The following is a 21,195-nucleotide window of genomic DNA, read 5'->3' as shown; positions in this document are numbered from 1 at the left end:
CTCCTTTAACCTCTTGCTCCTAACAGGATTGCCGTTAATAGCCCTGCGATAAACGTAATAATGCTAGGTATTAACTGAAATATTGATTCTATCCCCGGATAAACAGGTACTAATGAGCCAATCACTAATCCGATAATGACAGCGTAAGACCCATACGGAAAACGACTTAAAATATATTTGATCGCTTTACTGCTTACGATAATTCCGACAATGACACCGGATCCAATCGCCATAATAATCGGTATATTAAATGATTCTAAAGCAAAGGTTGCAGTGTGATAAACACCGAGAATTAATAATACTAAAGAACCGCTAATCCCTGGCATCAACATCGACATACTCGCCAACCAACCAGAAAAAAACAACCCTGCTCCTGACAAAAGTGTCAACTGAGTAATCGGGTCAGCTGTACCTTCTGTCCTGAACAGCTCCATGCCTGCTACAAATAGAAGAGCGACGATGAGCGCTGCAAAATGACCTGCTTTAAACGTTTGTCTAACTTTCGCCTTCTTGAAAAGTAAAGGTAAGATCCCTACGATTAACCCCATAAAGAAAAAATGTGTCGGTTCAGTATGGTAAGTCAACAACCAATTGATTAATTTCAAAAATGATACAAACGCAATGACGATTCCGATCCCTAAAGGAACTAAAAACCGTAAATGCTGTTTCCAATCTTTACTGAAAAAACCGTTAATTGACCGAATTAATTGATCATAAATTCCTAACATGACTGCAATCGTACCGCTACTCACTCCTGGGATGAGTTCACTTATCCCCATCATTGCTCCGCGATAAATGTTTCTCCACTCCACTGAATCATTCTCCTTTAGCTTCTATGTACTCGTAACATTAAATAAGCTTGTCTTTTAAAACTTGTCATGCTTGCCCACCCATTCAGCATATACATGTTTAAGAAAAAAATCTATGATTTTTTGAAAGAAAGTAGGGGCATTCATGACGAAGCAATCGTTTCTTAAAGGAGCTTTCATCCTCATTATAGCAGGATTAATCACCCGAGTTTTAGGATTTGTTAACAAAATTGTCGTTGCACGAATTATGGGTGCTGAAGGTGTAGGACTATATATGATGGCTGTACCTACATTGCTTCTGATCATAACACTTACTCAGCTCGGCTTACCAGTAGCGATTTCTAAGCTCGTAGCTGAAGCTGATGCAGATCAAGATCGGACAAGGATTAAACGGATTCTCGTCGTATCATTAACAGTTACCGGTATATTAAGCATCATCTTTACAACCGTAATGATTGTAGGTGCTCCGCTTATCTCAAATACACTTTTAACTGATTCTAGAGCATTTTATCCATTAATAGCGATCTCTCCAATTGTACCAATTGTGGCGTTATCCTCTGTATTAAGAGGGTACTTCCAAGGCTTGCAAAACATGAAGCCAACTGCTTATTCCCAAGTCATTGAGCAAGTGGTCAGAATTACACTCGTAGCTGCTTTTACGACAGCTCTTCTTCCGTACGGAATAGAATTTGCCGCTGCAGGTGCGATGATTTCTGTTGTATTAGGTGAACTTGCCTCATTAATTTTTATGGTGACGATGTTTAAACAAAAGAAAAAGTTTAAATTACGACGCCACTTTTTCTCTTATGCAAAAGAAGGGAATAAGACATTCAATGATTTATTGGCGATTGCACTGCCGACTACAGGAAGTAAATTAATTGGTTCTGTATCTTTCTTTTTTGAACCAATCGTCGTAGCCCAAAGCTTAGCTATCGCAGGCGTTGCTACGATCGTAGCGACGGCTCAATATGGTGAATTAGCTGGTTATGTAATTCCGATGTTATTGCTACCAACCTTCGTTACGTATTCGTTATCAGTATCACTTGTTCCTGCTATAAGTGAAGCAGCTCACCAAAAAAATTACGGGCTCATACATCACAGGTTAGGTCAAGCATTACGGCTTGCACTCGTTTCAGGGGGCGGGGCTGTCATCATTTTATATGTATTCGCTGAGCCAATCATGGAACTCGTCTATGATGCACCTACTGTAGCAACCTATTTAAAAATTATGGCACCGTTTAGTTTATTTTTATATTTCCAAGGACCACTTCAAGCTGCACTACAAGCATTGAATTTAGCAAGAGCGGCGATGATCAATAGTTTTATTGGTGCTTTTGTAAAAATTGCTGCGATTTTCATACTAGCCTCTCGCCCGGAGTTAGGGATTATGGGAGCAGCGTTAGCAGTAGTCATTGGATTTTTACTCGTTACTTTACTGCATTTTGCTACCCTTGTGAAAACAATTAGCTTTACACTTCATATTCGTGAAATTGTGAAAGTGATCATCACTATGGTCATTACCGGCATGTTCGCTACTTATTCATACAATAACATATTTAATGATCTGCCAATGTTGATGAGTACCATTATTAATATTTCAGCTGCATGTATCGTCTATTTGATATTAATACTATCACTGAAATTAGTAAAAAAAGAAGAGATAAGCCGAATTCCAATTTTGAATAAACTACTTCGATAAAAGATATATAAGAATATAAAAAGTGCCTGGCACCTGGAGTGATTTTCCAGGAGCCGGGCACTTTAAACCTTAAAAATATTTTATTCATCCTTTAGATCAATAAAAAATTGTTGATCTCCATTTAAAGAACAGTAAGAAATTTTCTTAATCTCTCTATAACCTAGCTTCCTTAGTTGCTGTCTTAACCAAAGTGGTGTTTTACCAATCTCACTTAAATGATCCTCTTGCACCTCACCATCCAATATTAACGGCAATGGTAAAAATGGAGGGCTCTTCGACCCATCTTGTTCATCTTCTTTTTTGATTACTGAAAGTTGACCAGAAGGCTCCAATATCGCAAATTCCACCTCTGAAACATATTTCACATTATTTTGTCTGAGCTGAGTCATGAGATCATCAAAGTTATAACGCTGTTTTTTCATTTCATTTTCATCAATTTTCCCCTTACTAATTAGAACAGAAGGCTTTCCATCGATCATTTTACGGAGTTTTTGACTCTTTAGGGAGATGTAAGCTAATGAAATTTGAATAACCATAAGCACGAGCATCGGCATAATTTGTTTACCCATTGAAACGTGCGTATTTTCAATAGTCATAACGGCCAATTCTGCAATCATGATTGATATGACGAAATCGACAATGGAAAGCTCTCCAATTTCTCTTTTTCCCATCATACGAAAGACGATAAGAATGACGAAATAGATGACAATCGTTCTAGTAATGATGGTTCCAAATTCCACAGTTGAACGTCCTTTCTCCACACAGTCTTTGTTTTAGTTTCACCCCGAAAAATAAAGTCATGTGAGAGAAGGATTGGAAATTCTTTATAGAAGAGGTTTAAAAAGTCCGGGAAACAATAGCTTTCGTATCTCTAAGTTAACTCGTTCTCTGATACTCACGTATTAACACCATACATTCCGCTACTCCGTCGCCTTGATCTACTTTCCTCTTTTTTCCTCCTTTTTGAACACGTGCACTTACAGATATCTTTTATGTCCGATTAAGGGAAGAAAATAAGGTAGCGAAAATATAGATATACACTTGATATAACAAAAGAAACAATTGCTGTCGGGGCTCCTATTTTTAAAAAGTCCATATACGTAAATGGCTGTTTTGCTTTCATCGCTAACCCCGCAACAATCACATTTGAGCTTGCTCCAATTAATGTTCCATTCCCGCCTAAACATGCTCCTAAAGCTAACGCCCACCAAAGCGGATCTAAATTTGTCATTCCATAATCCTGAAATTCCAATATGACTGGTATCATCGCTGCCACAAATGGAATGTTATCAACAAATCCAGAAAGAATTCCAGATGACCATAAAATCAACATTGCCGTTTTCGGTACATCACCTTCTGTATAATAAATAATCGACTTGGCAATTTCATCAATGATTCCAACTTCCTTTAAACCTCCAACAAGCATAAATAGTCCGATAAAGAAGAAAAGGGTTACCCACTCAACAGCTTGAAATACTTCTTCCGTTTCTTTTTCATCATGTGTTAACAGCATAAGCAGTAACGCACCTGCCATCGCAACACTTGTCAGCTCTACATTTAGAAAAGGCTGAGCAATAAACCCAACAGTTGTAATGACTAGAACAGAAACCGATTTAAACAGCAGTGTTCGGTGTTGAATGTATTGTTTAGGGTTCACATTCATCAAACGTATACGATCTTCAGTGGAAACGATTAGTTGTCTTTTATAAAGCATACAAACACCTATCATAATGACAATATAGATAACAATCACAATTGGACCGAGATGAATTAAAAAAGCATTAAACGTTAAATGTTCAACAGCTTGACCAATCATTAAGTTTGGCGGGTCACCAATTAATGTCGCAGTTCCTCCAATATTTGATGCCAGTATCGTTGAAAGTAAATATGGAATCGCAGAGATTTTTAATTGCCTCGTTAACGTGATTACAATTGGCACAACAAGTAAAACTGTCGTCACATTATTTAAAAGGGCTGACCCAAATGCCGTTAATGTTGAAATGACAATAAGTAACGGGACTGGCTTCCCTTCAACAAGCTTTGCTAATGACACAGCTATATATTCAAAGAATCCACTTTGACTCGTTATTGAAACTAAAATCATCATTGATAGTAATAAAACGATCGTATGCCAATCAATATGTTCTAAAAAAGCGTTATTTAAGTCTAACACTCCGACAAAGAGCATGAACACTCCGCCCAAGCATGCGATAAGAGCACGGTTAATCTTCTCTGTAATGATAAATAGATAGCTTATTGAAAATATAATGAGTGCGATGATCCATTCCATGTCACTGGCCCCTCCCTATGTATTCGATACATTGTATGAGGACAAGTACATAAACATGATTGAATTTAGACCGATGCCTTTACATTCAATTCATAAAATTTGAAGCGTATAAATAAGTATGACAAGCATATGTATGAAATAAATGAATAATGGGAGGGGTGCTACATGCAATACCGTTTATTTAGCAGTTCGTTATATGGTATTTTGACAATATTAGTTCTTGTCATTACAGTAAGCTTTATCACTTCATTACTACTGCGGTTTACTAGCCTGCAAGAAGGTAGTTTAGGTTGGATTTTAATCGGCTTTTCATTTTTAGCTATGTTCTTCGGAGGTTTGGTCGCCGGAGGGCGCTCAGGTGAAAAAGGTTGGTTAGCTGGTGCAGTCACTGCGATATTATATACTGTCGTCATTTTCCTTGTACAGTTTCTTGGGTACAATCAAGGCTTTGACCTTCAACAACTAATGATGCATAGTGGATATTTAATTGCTGCTGTCTTAGGCGGAATGTTCGGTGTAAATATTCGTGGACAATCTTATCGCGAAAGTGCATAGTGAAAATGAACCTTTATATGTACCAACTATTTTTGATTCCATACCAACTCATAAAATTGTGCGGGGCTAAGTCCGGCACAATTTTATGAAGTATTCTGTACATGATAACGCCACAAACAAAAACCGACTTCCTTCTACTGGAAATCGGTTTTTCTTATTAGTCTTGATTTGTTACTTCACGTATTGCTTGACGGTCAAACGTTAATTTGTTACCACCATCAACATCAATAACGACGCGATTTTCATCAATTGCATCGATCGTGCCGTGAAGACCACCAATTGTAATAATCTTGTCCCCTTTTTGTAGGGCAGAATGCATTTCTTGAACCTTCTTTTGACGCTTTTGTTGCGGCCGAATCAAAAGGAAATAAAAGATTGCAAACATTAATAGTAGAGGTACTAAAGCACCAGCTAATCCTTCCATCACTTTCACCCCTTTCAGTGACAAACACCTTCTTATGTAATGATCGTATCACATAAGTACCCATTCATCATATTAACCCTGCTCTAAACAGTTGTCTTTACCGTACTATTGTAGACAAAATTACGATGAAAAATCAACACATATGGTATTGAAAATAGGTGATATTTAAAAGTTTTTTGCATTAGGCTTATTAAATCCATAAGATTCGAAGAATTCTTCTTTAAAATCTAATAACCGATCTTCACGAATTGCTTCCCTAACCCGCTCCATTAACTGTAGTAAAAAGTATAAGTTATGATAAGAAGTTAACCTAAACCCGAACGTTTCACTACATTTAATTAAATGGCGGATATATGCCCGGCTATAATTTTGACATACGTGACAATCGCAATTTTCATCAAGTGGCCTGAAATCACGTGCATATTTCGCGTTGCGTACGACTAAACGCCCTTCACTCGTCATCAGCGTTCCATTTCTTGCAATTCTAGTCGGCAGTACGCAATCAAACATATCGATACCACGAATCGCACCATCTATTAACGCATCTGGTGAGCCAACACCCATCAAATATCGTGGCTTATGATCAGGCAATAAAGGAGTAGTAAATTCTAGAACCTCGTTCATGACATCCTTTGGTTCCCCAACTGACAGTCCGCCGACGGCATATCCTGGAAAATCCATTGAAACGAGGTCAGCTGCACTTTGGCGTCGTAATTCCTCATACTCCCCGCCTTGAACAATCCCAAATAATCCTTGCTCATTCGGTCGTTCGTGTGCTTTCAAGCATCGTTCTGCCCATCTAGTTGTTCTTTCTACAGAAGCTTTCATATAGTCAAATTCAGCTGGATAAGGTGGGCATTCATCAAAAGCCATCATAATATCGGGTCCTAATGCATTTTGTATTTCCATTGCCTTTTCAGGACTCAAAAACATTTTTTCGCCACTTAAATGATTTCTAAATTCAACGCCTTCTTCAGTAATTTTTCGCATATCACTTAGACTGAAAACTTGAAAGCCCCCAGAATCAGTCAATATCGGTTTATCCCAATTCATAAATTTATGGAGACCACCCGCTTCTTTTATAATGTCATGCCCTGGACGAAGCCATAAATGATACGTATTACTTAATATGATTTTTGCGCCCATCTCCTTTAACTCTTCAGGACTCATCGTTTTAACCGTTGCTAACGTCCCGACCGGCATAAACATTGGTGTCTCAAACGAACCGTGAGGTGTATGAACAATCCCAAGACGTGCTCCAGACTGTCTACACGTCTTTATATGTTCGTATGTTACTGCTGTCATCATTACACTTCCTTTATTGTCTGTTACTTTCTCTTTTAAAAGCTCTATTCATATACTCAGTTGAAATCTGTTTTAAATTAATAACATAGCATCACCGAAGCTAAAGAAGCGGTAACGCATAATAATAGCCTCTTTATAAGCATCGATAATATGCGCACGTCCAGCAAAAGCACTAACTAACATGACTAGCGTCGATTTTGGTAAATGGAAATTTGTTAGAAGACCATCAATGGCTTTAAACATATAGCCTGGATAAATAAATATATTTGTCCAGCCTGAACTTGGAACAAGTTGACCTCCATTTTCGGAAGCAACCGTCTCCAATGTCCTTGCAGAAGTTGTTCCTACTGCAATGACTCGTCCCCCATTGCTTTTTGTTTCGTTAATCATTTTAGCTGCTTTCTCGCTTAACTGATAAAATTCAGCATGCATCTCATGCGATTCGACATCGTCTACTGAAACAGGACGAAATGTCCCTAGACCGACATGCAATGTTAAATAAGCTACACGAACCCCTTTACTCTCTAATTCAGACAACAATTCTTTCGTGAAATGGAGTCCAGCTGTCGGTGCTGCTGCACTACCGCGATGTTTGGCATATACTGTCTGATACCTGTCTTTTTCTTTAAGCTGTTCTTGAATATATGGTGGTAACGGCATTTCCCCAAGTTGGTCTAAAATTTCATGAAATATTCCTTGAAACGAAAATTGCAGTTTCCTTCTACCTTCTGGAAGCTCCTCAACACATGTCGCTGTTAATAGGCCGTCACCAAATTGAACAACTGTCCCTTTTTTTACCCGCTTTGCTGGTTTCACAAGCGTCTCCCAGACGTGATCACCTTCATCATGGAGTAAAAGAGTTTCTATTTTCGCCCCAGTCTCTTCTTTTACACCGAGAAGCCTTGCTGGGAGAACCTTTGTGTCATTTAAAACGAGAGTATCTCCTTTTTTCAAGTAATCAATAACCTCAAAAAACTGTCGGTGCTCTCGTTCACCTGTCCGTTTATTCATCACTAAAAGTTTTGAAGATGAACGATCCTTTAAAGGGGTTTGTGCGATTAATTCATCGGGTAAATGAAAATCAAATTGCGATACATCCATAGTCTGCTTATCCTTCCTTTACTTCAATTGCCAACATTCCTTACCTGAAACGTCCGATAAAATACAAAATGATTGATAGTATAATACTTATTACGATCGAAGTGACAATTGGGAAATAAATTGTCGTGTTTCCCCGTTTCACAAAAATATCCCCAGGAAGCTTTCCTAAGGATAAGTACTTTCCTCCTACTTGCCATAGTAAACCGACAATAACCAAAATGACTCCTAACGTAATTAACATTTTAGGAATTTGGGTCATCATTCAGGCACCTCCATTTGGAAATGATCATATACTTTCGGAGTTACCATTCTTCCACGAGGGGTCCGCTGCAAAAAACCAATTTGCAGTAAATATGGCTCATATACGTCTTCTATCGTGTGTGATTCTTCACCGACAGTTGCAGCAATCGTATCAAGACCTACAGGTCCACCACGAAATTTTTCAATAATACTCATTAACAGTTTATGGTCAATATGATCTAATCCTAGACGGTCAACCTGAAGTAATTCTAAAGCTTCTTGCGTCACATGTAAATCAACTTCTCCATTTCCACGTACTTGAGCAAAATCTCGTACCCTCCTAAGTAAGCGGTTTGCAATTCTAGGAGTTCCTCTAGAACGCCTTGCAATTTCTTCACCAGCTTGTGGATGAATACGAATTTCCATGACATCTCCAGTTCGATGCACGATTTCTGTTAATTCATCATGCTCATAATACTCAAGGCGGCTTACGACACCAAAACGATCACGTAATGGAGCTGATAGCATACCTGCTCTTGTCGTTGCACCTACTAAAGTGAATGGAGGTAGATCTAATCGAACAGACCGTGCAGAAGGTCCTTTGCCAATAACGATATCAAGACAAAAATCTTCCATTGCTGGATATAAAACTTCCTCCACAGATCGGTTTAAACGGTGAATTTCATCGATGAATAACACATCACCCGGTTCAAGTGCTGTTAAAATTGCAGCTAAATCTCCAGGTCGTTCAATTGCAGGACCTGATGTTGTCCGTAAGTTTACTCCCATCTCATTTGCAATAATCATTGATAACGTCGTTTTACCGAGTCCGGGAGGACCATATAGCAGTACGTGGTCTAAGCATTCCTCGCGCATTTTTGCAGCTTCAATGAACACTGTTAAATTCTCTTTAACAGAGCGTTGACCTATATATTGAGACAATGTTTGAGGACGGAGACTTCGTTCTTCCCAATCTTCATGGTCTTGCACTTCTCCGCTTACTATCCGCTCTTCCATCGTATCTTCCTCCAAAAATATCTATTTTATCATTGTAGCATCAATTTTAGCGCCAGTTTTATATATTCATCGGTTGTCAAATCTTTTTCTTTTAAGTTCGGTAATACTTTATTAATTTCCCGTTCAACATAACCAAGTGCTTTTAATGCTTCGATCGCTTCTGTTAACTCTTGTTTTTCGTCATGTTGCTGTACTTTAATCGCTGCACCATCACTATCATCAAATAATGACGGCATAACATCCGGTAATTTACCTTTTAAATCTAAAATCATTTGACGTGCAGTTTTCTTTCCAACACCAGGAAATTTCACAAGGAAACGTTCATTTTCTTCTTCAATTGCTTGAATGACCGTTTTCGGCTGTCCTGAAGCAATAATTGCTAACGCTCCTTTTGGTCCGATTCCTGAAACTTGAAGTAGTTTCTCAAATAAACGCCTTTCTTCTCTACTTAAAAAACCGAATAATTGCAAGGCATCTTCTCTAACATGCTGATATGTATATACTGTCATCTTTTCATCAAGCCATTCTTGAAAACGGAACGGATTAGCACAATGAACAAGATACCCAACCCCTTGAACATCTACAACAATGGCATCTGTTTCTATATGTGTTATTTTACCTGTTAAGTATTCAATCACTATTCATTCTCCTCTGCAACAAAAAATACAAATACGAACACACATTTCTATTTTATCATAATGTCACTTCATTTTTATTAATTTGAGGAGATTATTTAGAAAATGGATTTTGCGAGATAAACAGAAGTCACTTTGGGAGTAGTGTTGATTTTCACAAATTTGCGCATCGCAAAGCCTTGCTTTAAAAGAAATTGAATACGAAAGAACCCTCTCCTACCGTAAGTAGAAGCGGGTTCATCAAATTTTTATAGGTCACTTGCAGCATATTTTTCATATGTCTTTAATACTTGCAAATATTGATCTTTACTTGAGACAGGAATTCCTTTGATTAAATCATCGTGCAAATGACTTTTCAAGCGACTCGTATTAATTTGAAAGAATGATTGGATGACATCATCAGTATCTTCAGGTTTGCCATTATATATGTTTAATGTTCCTTCTTCTGAAAGGCCAAAATAACCATTCATTTTTAATAAAGGAGAAATGTCGTTAAATTCTTGTTTAAAAATGACTTGATGTTCATTTTGGTCAACTAACTGCCAATCATCATAAAATGACCAAAAATCCTCCATTGACCAGATCGTTTCTTCAATCAATTCTTCACTTACTTCACCGTCCAAATAATGCCTTTGCAGGATGACTTCAACCGTTTTTGCCTCATGCGATTCATTATTTGAATGCCCAATTACTTCACTTGGATAAAATGCGAGTACAGACAGTAGTAACATTAGTAACAAGTAATGTAAATGCGTTCTTTTCATTGAAAAAATCAATTCAAAAGCCTCCTTGCAAGGAAACCTAACTATTTCCTTTAGAATATATAGGAATTATTCATAGGTTTTCCAAACATCGGAAGCTTTATCCTTTATTCTTATTTTAAATTATGATAAACATTTTGTACGTCATCATTGTCCTCTAAAGCATCAATCAGTTGGAGAACTTCTTCAGCTTTTTGTTCGTCAAGATCTGTTTTCGTGTTCGCAACCATTGCAACCTCTGCAAAAATAAACGTATGACCGCCTTGCTCCATCGTTTTTTTTACCTTCTCATATAGTTCAGGCGATGTGTATATTTCGATCGCGCCATCGGAAACAATGACATCATCAGCACCTGCATCAACCGCTTCAAGCATTGTCGATTCCTCATCAATAGAATCGTCAATTTCCATGATTAGCATCCCTTTCCTCGCAAACATAAAGTTTACACAACCTGATTCGCCAAGATTGCCATTATTTTTATTAAAGGCAAGTCTTATTTCGGCAGCAGTTCGATTTTTATTATCTGTAAGTGCCTCTATATATACAGCTACTCCATGCGGTGCATAGCCTTCATAAATGATCTCTTCATACATAATTCCTTCAAGATTTCCTATAGCTTTTTTAATTGTTCGTTCAATATTATCATTCGGCACATTTGCTGCCCTTGCTTTATTTAAGGCTAGTCGTAATCTCGTATTCGTGTCAGGGTCTTCCCCACCTGATCTTACCGCAGCAAAAATTTCTTTAGAAATTTTTGTGAAAATTTTTCCTTTCTTTGCATCCTGTCTGCCTTTTCGATGTTTAATATTACTCCATTTCGAATGTCCAGCCATACATATCCCCCCGCTTCACATGATACATTTAGTATATAAGAAAAAGCGAAGTAAGAAAATTATGTTATGACCTGAAAAATAAAGCTTTTTATGTAAATAAGTATCCACCTGTAGAAAGCGAGCAAATTACCTTCCATCTATTCGTGTATACGTTTAAAATGAGAGCGTACGATTACAACCTTTAAAGAACAACTTTCACACAGGCAGAATCTGTGGTTTACAAAGAATGTAATTGAAAAGCAGGTGATTCATTCACCTGCCTTTCCAATCTAATTATTAACGGCTGCGTTCAAATGGGCGTTGAACCGCTCGACCAAGATCTTGAAGCATGTCATCAAATGTAGCACCAACTTCTTCAAACGGTTCGCCAGCACGCAACTGTTCGTCCATGCCGCGGATGGTTCTTAAATGTTCTTGGTCTGTTACGACATGAACATCTTTGTCATCCACTGCTCTTGATACCTTTGAGCGTATTTCTTCTGAAACTTGCTCATCGTCTCCATCAGTTTCTAAACCGACGACAATATCGTCACCATTAACAATTACACGGCAGTCTTGAACACCTTCTTGGTCCTCAATTCGATCTGCCAACTCGCGTGCAGCTCGACCATCATCGCTATCGTAATAGCCTGTAACAGGACCTTGACGACCTTGTTGGCCTTGTTGGCCAAGACCTTGGTGTCTTCGTTCACCATGTTGTCCTTGACGGTTTAATCCACGGTGGCCTCGTTCACCAAACTCATGTGGAATTCCACGGTCACGGTCTCCTAAGAAGTTAGAACCACGGAAGGCGTTTCCACCCATTCTTCCACGGTCACGACTCGTTTGTTGACCTTGATACGCACGAGGTCGTCGATTTAGAATACCATCCTCATCAACCATTCCTGCACGGTCATCTCCGACGATTCCACGCCCAAATCCACCATAAGCTCCGGCTCTAGTTCCGTATGCTCCGGCACGATTACCACGTGCGCGGTTTTGAGCACCGATTCGTCCTCCATGAGCACCATTTCGATTGTTCCAACCTCTTGCATAACCTTGTTGACCATAACGTTCCGTTTCACGACCCATCATGTCATTGTATGCACCTTGCATACCAGTACCGTCTCCTCGGGCTCCATAGTAATTCCCGCCTTGACGACCTTGGTTAACTGTAAAACCTTCTTGTTGGTTGGCTGCATTATCATTAACATCACCACAACCAGTAATCCCTGTTAATAACATGGTGACTGCTGTCAAGCTAATAGCAATTTTTTTCATTGAATGCCCTCCTTTCACCAATTAGGTTGTCTAGGTGAGGACATTTTGATTCTGTACATTTTAAGGTAATTTTTATGTAAAATAATAGTATAAAGACAAATTTATAATTATATTTTTCGTAACCCTGATTATCCTTCATTCTTTAATACGAAGTACTTATAAATGGTTTATGTTTTCCTGATTTTACTTGTACATTATTCAATACATTATAAGTTAACCCTAAAACACCAACATTAATCAATTCATTTATTGGAAATGAAATTATAAAAAGTGCCAATAGGAGTCACTGGCACTTTTCATAACAATTTATTAAGATAAAACGCATCCTTTAAACCGAGGTGATCACCTCAAGTTAATCATTATTTTCTTCTTCCTCTTCTTCGTCTCTCCAGCCATACTCTTGTTGGTTATAAGGTCCATAACCATATTGTGGCATCATGCCATGAGTGGCTTCGGGTGGATAAGTTGGATCCATTCCTGAGAATTGATTACCGTACATCGATTGAAACTGTTGGGCAGTTACATCACCGTAAGCTTGCATTTCATCATTATGCGGGTATTGCTCCATACCCATTTCTTGGTTGTATTCTTCTGGCATTCCAGGCATATGGCCCATTTGATGCATCGGCTGATGATACATTGCCATTTGACCTGGATAACCGCCATATGGTCCCATCATTCCAGGATGCATCGGCATATATCCATAAGGATGAAAAGGCTGTGCACATAATGGTGGACATGGTATACAACCAGGCATTACTGGTGTTATCGGATAACTATCGTATGCCATTGGATGAACCATCGGTTTTGTTACAGGCTTTGTGACTGGCTTTGTGACTGGCTTTGTGACTGGCTTTGTGACTGGCTTTTCTACCGGTTTTTTGACAGGCTTTGTTACCGGCTTTTCTACCGGTTTTTTGACCGGTTTTTCTTTTACTGGAGCTGGTTTTTTAGGCTTTGGCTTTTCTTTTACTTTCGGTACTTCTTTTGGCTTCGGCATCTTTGGCGGCGCAGGCATTTTATATGTCGGCTGCTCTTTTTTGTAAAAATTAAAATTCATGTTCGTTTTTTGCATTTGATACGTCTTCGATGGTGGAGGTGCAGGTTCTACTACATGTGGTGCTACTGGCTTTGGTATCGGAACCTCTTTCTCCTCTTTAATAGATGGTGGCGGTGTCGGTTTCAATGGTGCTTCCTTAACAATCGGCTGCTCTTTAACAGGTACTTCTTTTGCTGGCGATATTTGTTTTGCTTGCACACTGCCAGTTGGAATTTTAATTTTCATACCTGGCATAATAAGGTCCGGGTTACTTAATTGATTATTAACAGCTTTTAATTCTTCAAAGTTCACCCCGTACTTTTGTGCGAGTTTCCAAAGTGTATCGCCTTTTTGGACAATATGAATTCTCACTTTATTGATCCCTCCCATACAATGTCATTACATTCTATGCACACTTGGGCGAATCGTCACTTATTTTCTTTAAATGAAAAAACATCTTACTCAACACAACCTATGCAATCAAACATATCATTAGCACAAAAAAGAAACGATTTTAAAATGTCACGAACAAATTAAATACTAAGAAAGAAGGAGTGATTAGGACTTATAGAGGGTGTGACGATTATGCACCGAATTTTAGCTACATTGGTTGATATGACAGGAATCTACGAGACTGTCTCTTCCTCTACTAGTATGGCTCTGTCGTATATCCGTCGAGACAAATCGATGTATTTTCGAAGAAGCAATCCTCTTTCCTACGGGAAAAGCGAGCCTGGCGAGTCCCCGCAGAACGAAACGAAGTGGAGTTTCAGGAGGCTCGCGGTTCGCCCGCGGCAAAGAAGACACTGTGAATGCAAAAGAAGTGATGCATGAACAGATGTCGCACTTGTACCTAGAGGTGAAAGCGAGCAGATGGATGGCATATCAACACGATTATCACGGATTCAGGCTTTATAAAAAGCCCTCACGATATGAGAGCTTTTTTGATGACACATTTTATTTTATTTTCTCTGTCATAGGTAAGTTTATATACTCATAGCAAGGGTAACTTCCTAAAATACTTACCCCGCATCCTAAAGCTTTTAATTCGTCACACGCACCAGGGAGCAGAACTTCGTCTAATGCCATTTCAACATCTATAATAAAAAAATAATCACCTAATGACGTTTTCATTGGCCGTGATTCAATTTTACTTAAGTTTATTTTCCTCCAAGCAAAGGCAGACAAAACTTGATGCAGAGCTCCCGAATAATCGGACGGTAATGTAACCATTAGTGTAGTTTTATACTTTTGCTTCTCTGAAGAACGAATTAATTTTTGATCATTGTCATCTTTCTGTAACAAAATAAACCGTGTTGAGTTATTTTCGTAATCATTTATCTTACTATTAACTATTGATAAACGATATTCCTTCGCTGCAAGCTCATTCGCAATAGCTGCAGCACATTCCTCTGGATGTTCACTAACATATTTAGCTGCTGCTGCTGTTGAATTCATATACTTTATTTCAGCATAAGGATAGTTTTTTCGTATAAAATGATGGCATTGTGCTACAGCTTGAGGATGTGAATAAATGTATTCAATTTCTTTCATTATGTCATTAGAGTGATTTATTATTAAAGATTGAGAAATGGGTGATGTATATTCAGCACTCATATTAAGACGACGATGGTGGATTAAATAGTCTAGTGTGACATTCACTGAACCTTCGATGGCGTTTTCTAACGGGACAACTGCGGCTGAAATCTCTCCTTCATCCACAGCATCCATGCTATCTGGAATAGAGTGAAATGGAATTCTTTCATGATTTGGTAATAATGCTTTTGCAGCTGCCTCAGTAAATGACCCTTTTGGTCCAAGATATCCAATACTATTCATGTTTCTCGCTCCTTTTATCCCTGTTGAATGAAACGTAATATCAATAAGAACATTTATTAATTTATGCACCAGAACCGATAAGTTCTACTTTTACTACTGCATCTAGTTCTTCTATTTTACCTAACAGCACCGTAACGTCTGCTGTCATCGCTGCTGTTTCAATGGATAATGTAATTGTAGCACGGCCTTGAAGCGGGATCGTCTGATTAATCGTTAATACATTTGCCCCTGTTTGTGCAATTAAAGAAAGTAATTTTGACAGTGCTCCTGAACGGTCTTCTAGATGAATACTTAACGTAATGATTTTTTCTTTTACCATTGTATGAAATGGAAATATTCCGTCTTTGTATTTATAAAATGCGCTTCGGCTTAAGTCAACTTCTTTAACTACCTCATTGATCTTATTAAACTTCCCATTTTCCAAAAGCATCTTTGCTTTTATCGTTTTTAACATTGCTTCAGAAAGCATATCTTCACGAACAAGGTAAAATTGATCTGTCCGTTTTTTCAATATTGTCACCACCTACAGAAACTGCTATTTCCTAATTATAAAAGATTGCTTAGTTAATTTACAACAATATATCCGATTATAAATGCAATTTTTAAAAACAGCTGATAAGAAAAGCGCTGCCTCTTCCTCTTCTAGCATCGCTCTGCGATTATATCCGTCAACCGGGCAATACGCCACGTAACTGTGGCATGCCCGGCATTAGGACGTCCTGTCCGTCGAGGCAACTCGTAAGATCAGATCTTCGGCTAATACCCCCGCGTCCTGCGGAAACGCCGAAGTCACCACATCCGTGTGGAAGCTCGTGATGTAAACGCTCGTCGCTGAGCTAGACGTAACAACTATTTTGAGAACTTATCTACAAGATCTAATCTATAGTTTCCTAAGCGATAAAAAAGGGGAGCCGCCTAAATTGCAGCTACCCTTAGCTCTTATTCAACAAATTCAAATTCATACTTCAAAATTCTAACTGTGTCGCCATCTTCAGCCCCACGGTCACGTAAAGCTTGGTCTATTCCCATATGACGCATTTTTCGTGCAAAACGCTGGACTGAATCATCTCTGTTAAAATCAGTCATTTTAAATATACGCTCAATTTCTTCACCTTCAATGACAAACGTACCATCTGGTTCCCTTGAAATGGTGAATGGATTTTCTCTTTTTTCAAATTTATATACGACACGTTGTTCAATTTGTTCTTCTTCATAGAGCGGAAACTCCGGTGTTGTTTCAACTTTATCAGCAATTGAACGAAGTAAGTCGTTTAAACCTTGTTTTGTTACAGCAGAAATTGGAACAATTTCTACATCGTCTCCGACTTGCTCACGGAATACTTGTAAATTCTCCTCTGAAGAAGGTAAATCCATTTTATTTGCAACGACGATCTGTGGCCGTTCTGTTAAGCGCATATTATATTGTTTTAGTTCATCATTTATCGTAACGTAATCATCAAAAGGATCTCTTCCTTCTAAACCGCTCATATCTATGATATGGACGATGACACGTGTTCGTTCAATGTGACGTAAAAATTGATGACCTAGACCGACGCCAGAGTGTGCACCTTCTATCAGCCCTGGAAGGTCCGCCATTACAAAGCTACGGTGGTCATCAGTTTCAACAACTCCTAAATTAGGAGACAGTGTTGTGAAGTGATAATCTGCAATTTTTGGTTTTGCAGCAGATACAACTGAAAGTAAAGTTGACTTTCCGACACTCGGAAATCCTACTAGTCCAACATCAGCTAAAACTTTCAGTTCTAAAATGACATTTCGCTCTTCACCTGGTTCCCCGTTTTCGGCAATCTCAGGGGCTGGGTTGGCTGGGGTTGCAAAACGACTGTTTCCACGGCCTCCACGACCACCCTTAGCAATAACTGCTTTTTGTCCTTCTTCTGTTAAATCAGCAACAATTTTTCCAGTAGCCTCATCGATGACTGTTGTTCCGGGAGGTACTCTTACTATTAATGGTTCGCGGCTTTTCCCGTGCTGATTTTTCGGGCGGCCGTTTTCACCACGTTCTGCCTTAAAATGACGTTGATATCTGAAATCCATTAATGTTCTTAAACCTTCATCAACAAGAAAAACAACGTCTGCTCCTTTACCCCCGTCTCCACCTGCAGGGCCACCATCTGGAACATATTTTTCACGACGGTATGCTACCATTCCATTTCCGCCGTCTCCACTTTTTACAAATACTTGGACCTTGTCCACAAACATGATCTTTCACCTCAAATACGGTTAAACAGAAACTTATTCAAAACAGATTTTGATATAACATTCCCGCTCGTTCCATTCAATTTTTTCCACCTTCGTATCATTTTGCTCCTTAATGCAAGTTAATTCATCATTTAACCGATGATTTTTCCTAAGTTCACCTTGAAAGTCTAATTCGACCATTTTTCCATTTATATCATTAAAAATGAACAATAGATGATTGTCTTCCCCGCGGTATACTTGTTCATCGAAAATGTTGAACAACTGATTTATGATTAGCAGCAAATCTTCATCTAAGATGGACCAATCTTTCTCCCCAGTCAATGTTTCAAAGCTGACATTGTACGGATGGCTTTCCCAATTACATGTCAGAAGACGGGCAGCTACATTTGGAATGTTCATATTGGTTAGTTGGCTTTCATTCTTAGATTGTTGCACTAAGTCATCAATAATACTCTCGACTTTATCTAACCTTCTTAAAGCTAAGTTCCCCTTAATTAGCTGTAATTGATTCAGCCAATCATGACGATAGTGTCGCAAAATATCTACGACATCCATATCTTTTGACATAAAAACACTCCTATGGATTCAATACAAACTATCCATTTTTTCATAACTTTAATCATACCATATTACGTTTATTTTTAGCATTAATATAATTTTATAATATCGGTAAATATATTTTAAAGGTTGTACTATCTTTATCTGAATGGAACTTTACATGACCACCATGTTTTTCAATGACTTGCTTTGTTATTGAAAGTCCGATTCCTTTTCCTAACTCTTTTGTACTTACGAAAGGATCGAAAATTTTGTTTTTAATGAGCCTTGGAATCGGTGGTCCATTATTCGTAAATGTTAGGGATGCTAATCCAGATTCTTCACTTAATGAAACCTGCAGCTGACGATCCGTTTCTTTTAACAATAACGCATCAATCGCATTTTGGCACAATTTATAAACCGCTAATTTTAATTGATCTTCAATCCCGTTCACTTGAAATAAGGAAGTTAATTTTAAAGAAAGTTTAATATTATGTTCTTTAAAAAAGGGCTGAAACCCTTGAATAGCTTTAATGACAACATTGTTTAACATAACTTCTTTAATATGGACATCTTGATGAGTTTTATGATTGGAAAGCAGCATAATTTGGTTCACTTGTCCTTCCAACTCTTCAATCTCTTTATTTATATAATTTATAAACTTTCCTTCATCTGACGGTTTGTCAAAACGGCTTTCCAGCAATTGGATAAACCCTTTTATTGATGTTAATGGATTTCGAATCTCATGGGCAAAACTAGACGACAACTTTGACAATGTTTTCAACCGTTCCCGCTGTAATTTCTCAAGCTCATCATTTTTCTTTTTCAGTTCTTCACCTTTCAGTTTCGTTGAATACAAGTGAATAGCTTTTTGTAACAGTAGAAAAAATTCATTTAGCTTGTACTTTCCGTGTGCACGATCACCATCTGTCATCGGTAATTTGTCGATCCACCGTTCAATGATTGTTCTTACTTCATCAAAGTATGCTAGAAAACGATCTAGATGGATCCCTTCTCTTATCCTGTAATTTTCTACTAACATTCCGTGTTCTTCAAGATCTGGAGAAGTATTTTCGTATAAAGACATGATAAAACAATCAAAAAGGCTGGAGAGCTCAAGCACTAAGGACGACGTATGATTTTTCGTGGTAGAAGTTTCAAATGGAAAATGATCTATCATTTCTTGTATGATCCACTTTTTATTCTCAAACAACTGATCAGCTAAACCTCTTTTTACGGTTGTCATCATTTTACCTTTCTCCTTCATTTATTTGTCACTTTATTGTTTGTCCCTATTGTCCAAGATAAGTATAAGACATATTCGTTTCGGATTGCTAAGTTAATTTACGACATTTACCTTCTGATGTCCTTAAAAAAGTCTATATATTTGCACATTTGTACAAGTTACGACACCGTTCACTGTTGAACAATGATAAAATCGACAAAGATTTTATCCAATGAGTGAACGTCAATGAGCATTTTTTTGTAAAAAACATTGATATTCGAATTATTTATTACGATTAAATGAAAGAATTTCTATTTATTTTGCCAAAAATGTTTAACTTGCATTTTATAGATATAAAATAAGGGAAATGACATAATGTCTGTCTTTTTATAGAAGGAGGAAAAAATGTGTCAGATTCAATGATCTATGGAAATACACCATGTTTTTTAAGCGCTAGAAATTTAGTCAACCATCCGGAAGATATTAAGAATTCTGACGTCATTTTGTACGGAGTACCTTGGGAAGGAGCCGTTACATGGGGAGCCTACACCGGATGTGAGTTAGGTCCAAAAGTCATGCGGATAAGCTCGGAGAGATACAGTGGTTATTTACCAGAACTTAACCATTTAGACGTATTTGAACATTTAACATTGGGTGATAAAGGTGATGTCGATGTCATTCCCGCAGACCCCGAATCAACGAAGGAAAGAATTCGTTCTTTTTCCAAAGATATTTGGGATACGGGGAAATTCCATATTGCTTTAGGCGGCGATCACGGAATTACCTTTCCAATTATTGAAGCTTACATTGACCATAGTGGGAAGAAAGTTGGCATTATTCACCTTGATGCCCATTATGACAACAATATAACTTCCGTAAATGATCCATATGGCCGTGGATCACCGTTCGCCCGACTTTATGAAACAGAAGGTGTGAGAAATGAAAGTTTAGTTCACATGGGAATTCACGGTCCTCGAAATAAACCGGAAAATGGTCGGCTTGCCAAAGAAGTTGGTGCGACCACATTGACTATAGAAGACATTCGTCAATCAAATGACTTACGAGAACTTACTAAAAAAGCGTATAATATTGCTTCAGAAGGAACAGATGCTGTCTATTTGAGCATTTGCAGTGATGTACTTGATCACGCTTATAATCCTGGCGGTCCAGTTGACGGCAACGGACTAACGTCACATGAACTGTTAACAATTGTTCATGAAGTCTGTCGTAACGGGGTTGTTGGTATCGACTTTGTAGAGGTATATCCTCAACAAGACCACAATGATTTCAGTTCACACTTTGCTTCTTTTATTATTCTTTACGCTCTTGCGGGGGAGATTGACCACCGTAAAATGAGGCAGAAATAAGTAAAGTGCAAGGCAGCGACCATTAAGCGACAATCA

General features: G+C 38.2%; 21 protein-coding genes. 3 read left to right on the top strand and 18 right to left on the bottom strand.

Annotated features, from left to right (window positions below):
• Nucleotides 1–5: 5 nt before the first annotated feature.
• The gene (locus tag CD001_RS13690; RefSeq protein ID WP_096188251.1) at nt 6–812 is read right to left on the bottom strand and encodes a DUF368 domain-containing protein; all 807 of its coding nucleotides are present in this window, start codon (nt 810–812) and stop codon (nt 6–8) included.
• 142 nt (nt 813–954) lie between these two features.
• Here CD001_RS13690 and spoVB point away from each other — a divergent pair, with 142 nt between their 5' ends.
• Nucleotides 955–2,508: a stage V sporulation protein B gene (gene spoVB, locus CD001_RS13685; protein ID WP_096188250.1), complete on the top strand. Its 1,554-nt coding sequence runs from the start codon at nt 955–957 to the stop codon at nt 2,506–2,508.
• A gap of 80 nt (nt 2,509–2,588) precedes the next feature.
• Here spoVB and CD001_RS13680 read toward each other — a convergent pair whose 3' ends face one another.
• Nucleotides 2,589–3,248, bottom strand: a complete 660-nt coding sequence (locus tag CD001_RS13680; protein ID WP_096188249.1) for a DUF421 domain-containing protein — start codon at nt 3,246–3,248, stop codon at nt 2,589–2,591.
• A 260-nt stretch (nt 3,249–3,508) separates the two neighbouring features.
• On the bottom strand, nt 3,509–4,798 hold the full coding sequence (locus tag CD001_RS13675) for an ArsB/NhaD family transporter (RefSeq protein ID WP_096188248.1): 1,290 nt from the start codon (nt 4,796–4,798) through the stop codon (nt 3,509–3,511).
• Nucleotides 4,799–4,963: 165 nt separating this feature from the next.
• Here CD001_RS13675 and CD001_RS13670 point away from each other — a divergent pair, with 165 nt between their 5' ends.
• The gene (locus tag CD001_RS13670) at nt 4,964–5,353 is read left to right on the top strand and encodes a TIGR04086 family membrane protein (protein ID WP_096188247.1); all 390 of its coding nucleotides are present in this window, start codon (nt 4,964–4,966) and stop codon (nt 5,351–5,353) included.
• Nucleotides 5,354–5,510: 157 nt separating this feature from the next.
• Here the strand turns inward: CD001_RS13670 and yajC are convergent, their stop codons facing one another.
• The 15 genes from yajC to CD001_RS13590 all read right to left on the bottom strand — a co-directional run bounded on the left by yajC (nt 5,511) and on the right by CD001_RS13590 (nt 19,816).
• Nucleotides 5,511–5,777: a preprotein translocase subunit YajC gene (yajC, locus tag CD001_RS13665; protein ID WP_096188246.1), complete on the bottom strand. Its 267-nt coding sequence runs from the start codon at nt 5,775–5,777 to the stop codon at nt 5,511–5,513.
• Between the two features lie 165 nt (nt 5,778–5,942).
• Nucleotides 5,943–7,082, bottom strand: coding sequence for a tRNA guanosine(34) transglycosylase Tgt (gene tgt, locus CD001_RS13660; protein WP_096188245.1), 1,140 nt, complete (start codon nt 7,080–7,082; stop codon nt 5,943–5,945).
• 72 nt (nt 7,083–7,154) lie between these two features.
• A complete protein-coding gene (gene queA / locus CD001_RS13655) occupies nt 7,155–8,183 on the bottom strand; it encodes a tRNA preQ1(34) S-adenosylmethionine ribosyltransferase-isomerase QueA (RefSeq protein WP_096188244.1) in 1,029 nt (342 codons plus the stop codon).
• Between the two features lie 40 nt (nt 8,184–8,223).
• The gene (locus CD001_RS13650) at nt 8,224–8,442 is read right to left on the bottom strand and encodes a DUF2905 domain-containing protein (RefSeq protein WP_096190607.1); all 219 of its coding nucleotides are present in this window, start codon (nt 8,440–8,442) and stop codon (nt 8,224–8,226) included.
• Nucleotides 8,442–9,440, bottom strand: coding sequence for a Holliday junction branch migration DNA helicase RuvB (gene ruvB, locus CD001_RS13645; RefSeq protein WP_096188243.1), 999 nt, complete (start codon nt 9,438–9,440; stop codon nt 8,442–8,444). The genes CD001_RS13650 and ruvB overlap by 1 nt, the downstream gene beginning before the upstream one ends.
• A 29-nt stretch (nt 9,441–9,469) precedes the next feature.
• Nucleotides 9,470–10,078 (bottom strand): Holliday junction branch migration protein RuvA, encoded by a 609-nt coding sequence (gene ruvA, locus CD001_RS13640; protein WP_096188242.1) that lies wholly within the window; start codon nt 10,076–10,078, stop codon nt 9,470–9,472.
• 245 nt (nt 10,079–10,323) lie between these two features.
• Nucleotides 10,324–10,851 carry an intercompartmental signaling factor BofC gene (locus tag CD001_RS13635; RefSeq protein ID WP_257009810.1) on the bottom strand — a complete coding sequence of 176 codons (528 nt, stop codon included), beginning with the start codon at nt 10,849–10,851 and terminating at the stop codon, nt 10,324–10,326.
• A gap of 98 nt (nt 10,852–10,949) precedes the next feature.
• Complete coding sequence (locus CD001_RS13630; protein WP_096188241.1) at nt 10,950–11,669, bottom strand: YebC/PmpR family DNA-binding transcriptional regulator; 720 nt, start codon at nt 11,667–11,669, stop codon at nt 10,950–10,952.
• A 276-nt stretch (nt 11,670–11,945) separates the two neighbouring features.
• Entirely contained in the window at nt 11,946–12,929 is a 984-nt protein-coding gene (locus tag CD001_RS13625) for a YhcN/YlaJ family sporulation lipoprotein (protein WP_096188240.1), read from the bottom strand.
• A 352-nt stretch (nt 12,930–13,281) separates the two neighbouring features.
• Nucleotides 13,282–14,340 carry a SafA/ExsA family spore coat assembly protein gene (gene safA, locus CD001_RS26695; protein WP_218839252.1) on the bottom strand — a complete coding sequence of 353 codons (1,059 nt, stop codon included), beginning with the start codon at nt 14,338–14,340 and terminating at the stop codon, nt 13,282–13,284.
• A 585-nt stretch (nt 14,341–14,925) separates the two neighbouring features.
• On the bottom strand, nt 14,926–15,807 hold the full coding sequence (gene pheA, locus CD001_RS13610; RefSeq protein WP_096188239.1) for a prephenate dehydratase: 882 nt from the start codon (nt 15,805–15,807) through the stop codon (nt 14,926–14,928).
• A gap of 61 nt (nt 15,808–15,868) precedes the next feature.
• Complete coding sequence (locus tag CD001_RS13605; protein WP_096188238.1) at nt 15,869–16,318, bottom strand: ACT domain-containing protein; 450 nt, start codon at nt 16,316–16,318, stop codon at nt 15,869–15,871.
• Nucleotides 16,319–16,746: 428 nt separating this feature from the next.
• Complete coding sequence (gene obgE, locus CD001_RS13600; protein ID WP_096188237.1) at nt 16,747–18,030, bottom strand: GTPase ObgE; 1,284 nt, start codon at nt 18,028–18,030, stop codon at nt 16,747–16,749.
• 33 nt (nt 18,031–18,063) lie between these two features.
• A complete protein-coding gene (locus tag CD001_RS13595) occupies nt 18,064–18,597 on the bottom strand; it encodes a Spo0B C-terminal domain-containing protein (RefSeq protein ID WP_096188236.1) in 534 nt (177 codons plus the stop codon).
• A gap of 91 nt (nt 18,598–18,688) precedes the next feature.
• Entirely contained in the window at nt 18,689–19,816 is a 1,128-nt protein-coding gene (locus tag CD001_RS13590) for an ATP-binding protein (protein ID WP_179298745.1), read from the bottom strand.
• 383 nt (nt 19,817–20,199) lie between these two features.
• Here CD001_RS13590 and CD001_RS13585 point away from each other — a divergent pair, with 383 nt between their 5' ends.
• Nucleotides 20,200–21,159, top strand: coding sequence for an agmatinase family protein (locus tag CD001_RS13585; protein WP_257009809.1), 960 nt, complete (start codon nt 20,200–20,202; stop codon nt 21,157–21,159).
• Nucleotides 21,160–21,195 lie beyond the last annotated feature (36 nt).

The sequence above is a fragment of the Evansella halocellulosilytica genome (genome assembly GCF_002335745.1).
Taxonomy (GTDB): Bacteria; Bacillota; Bacilli; order Bacillales; family Salisediminibacteriaceae; genus Bacillus_CA; species Bacillus_CA halocellulosilytica.
This window is presented reverse-complemented; position numbering and strand designations above follow the sequence as displayed.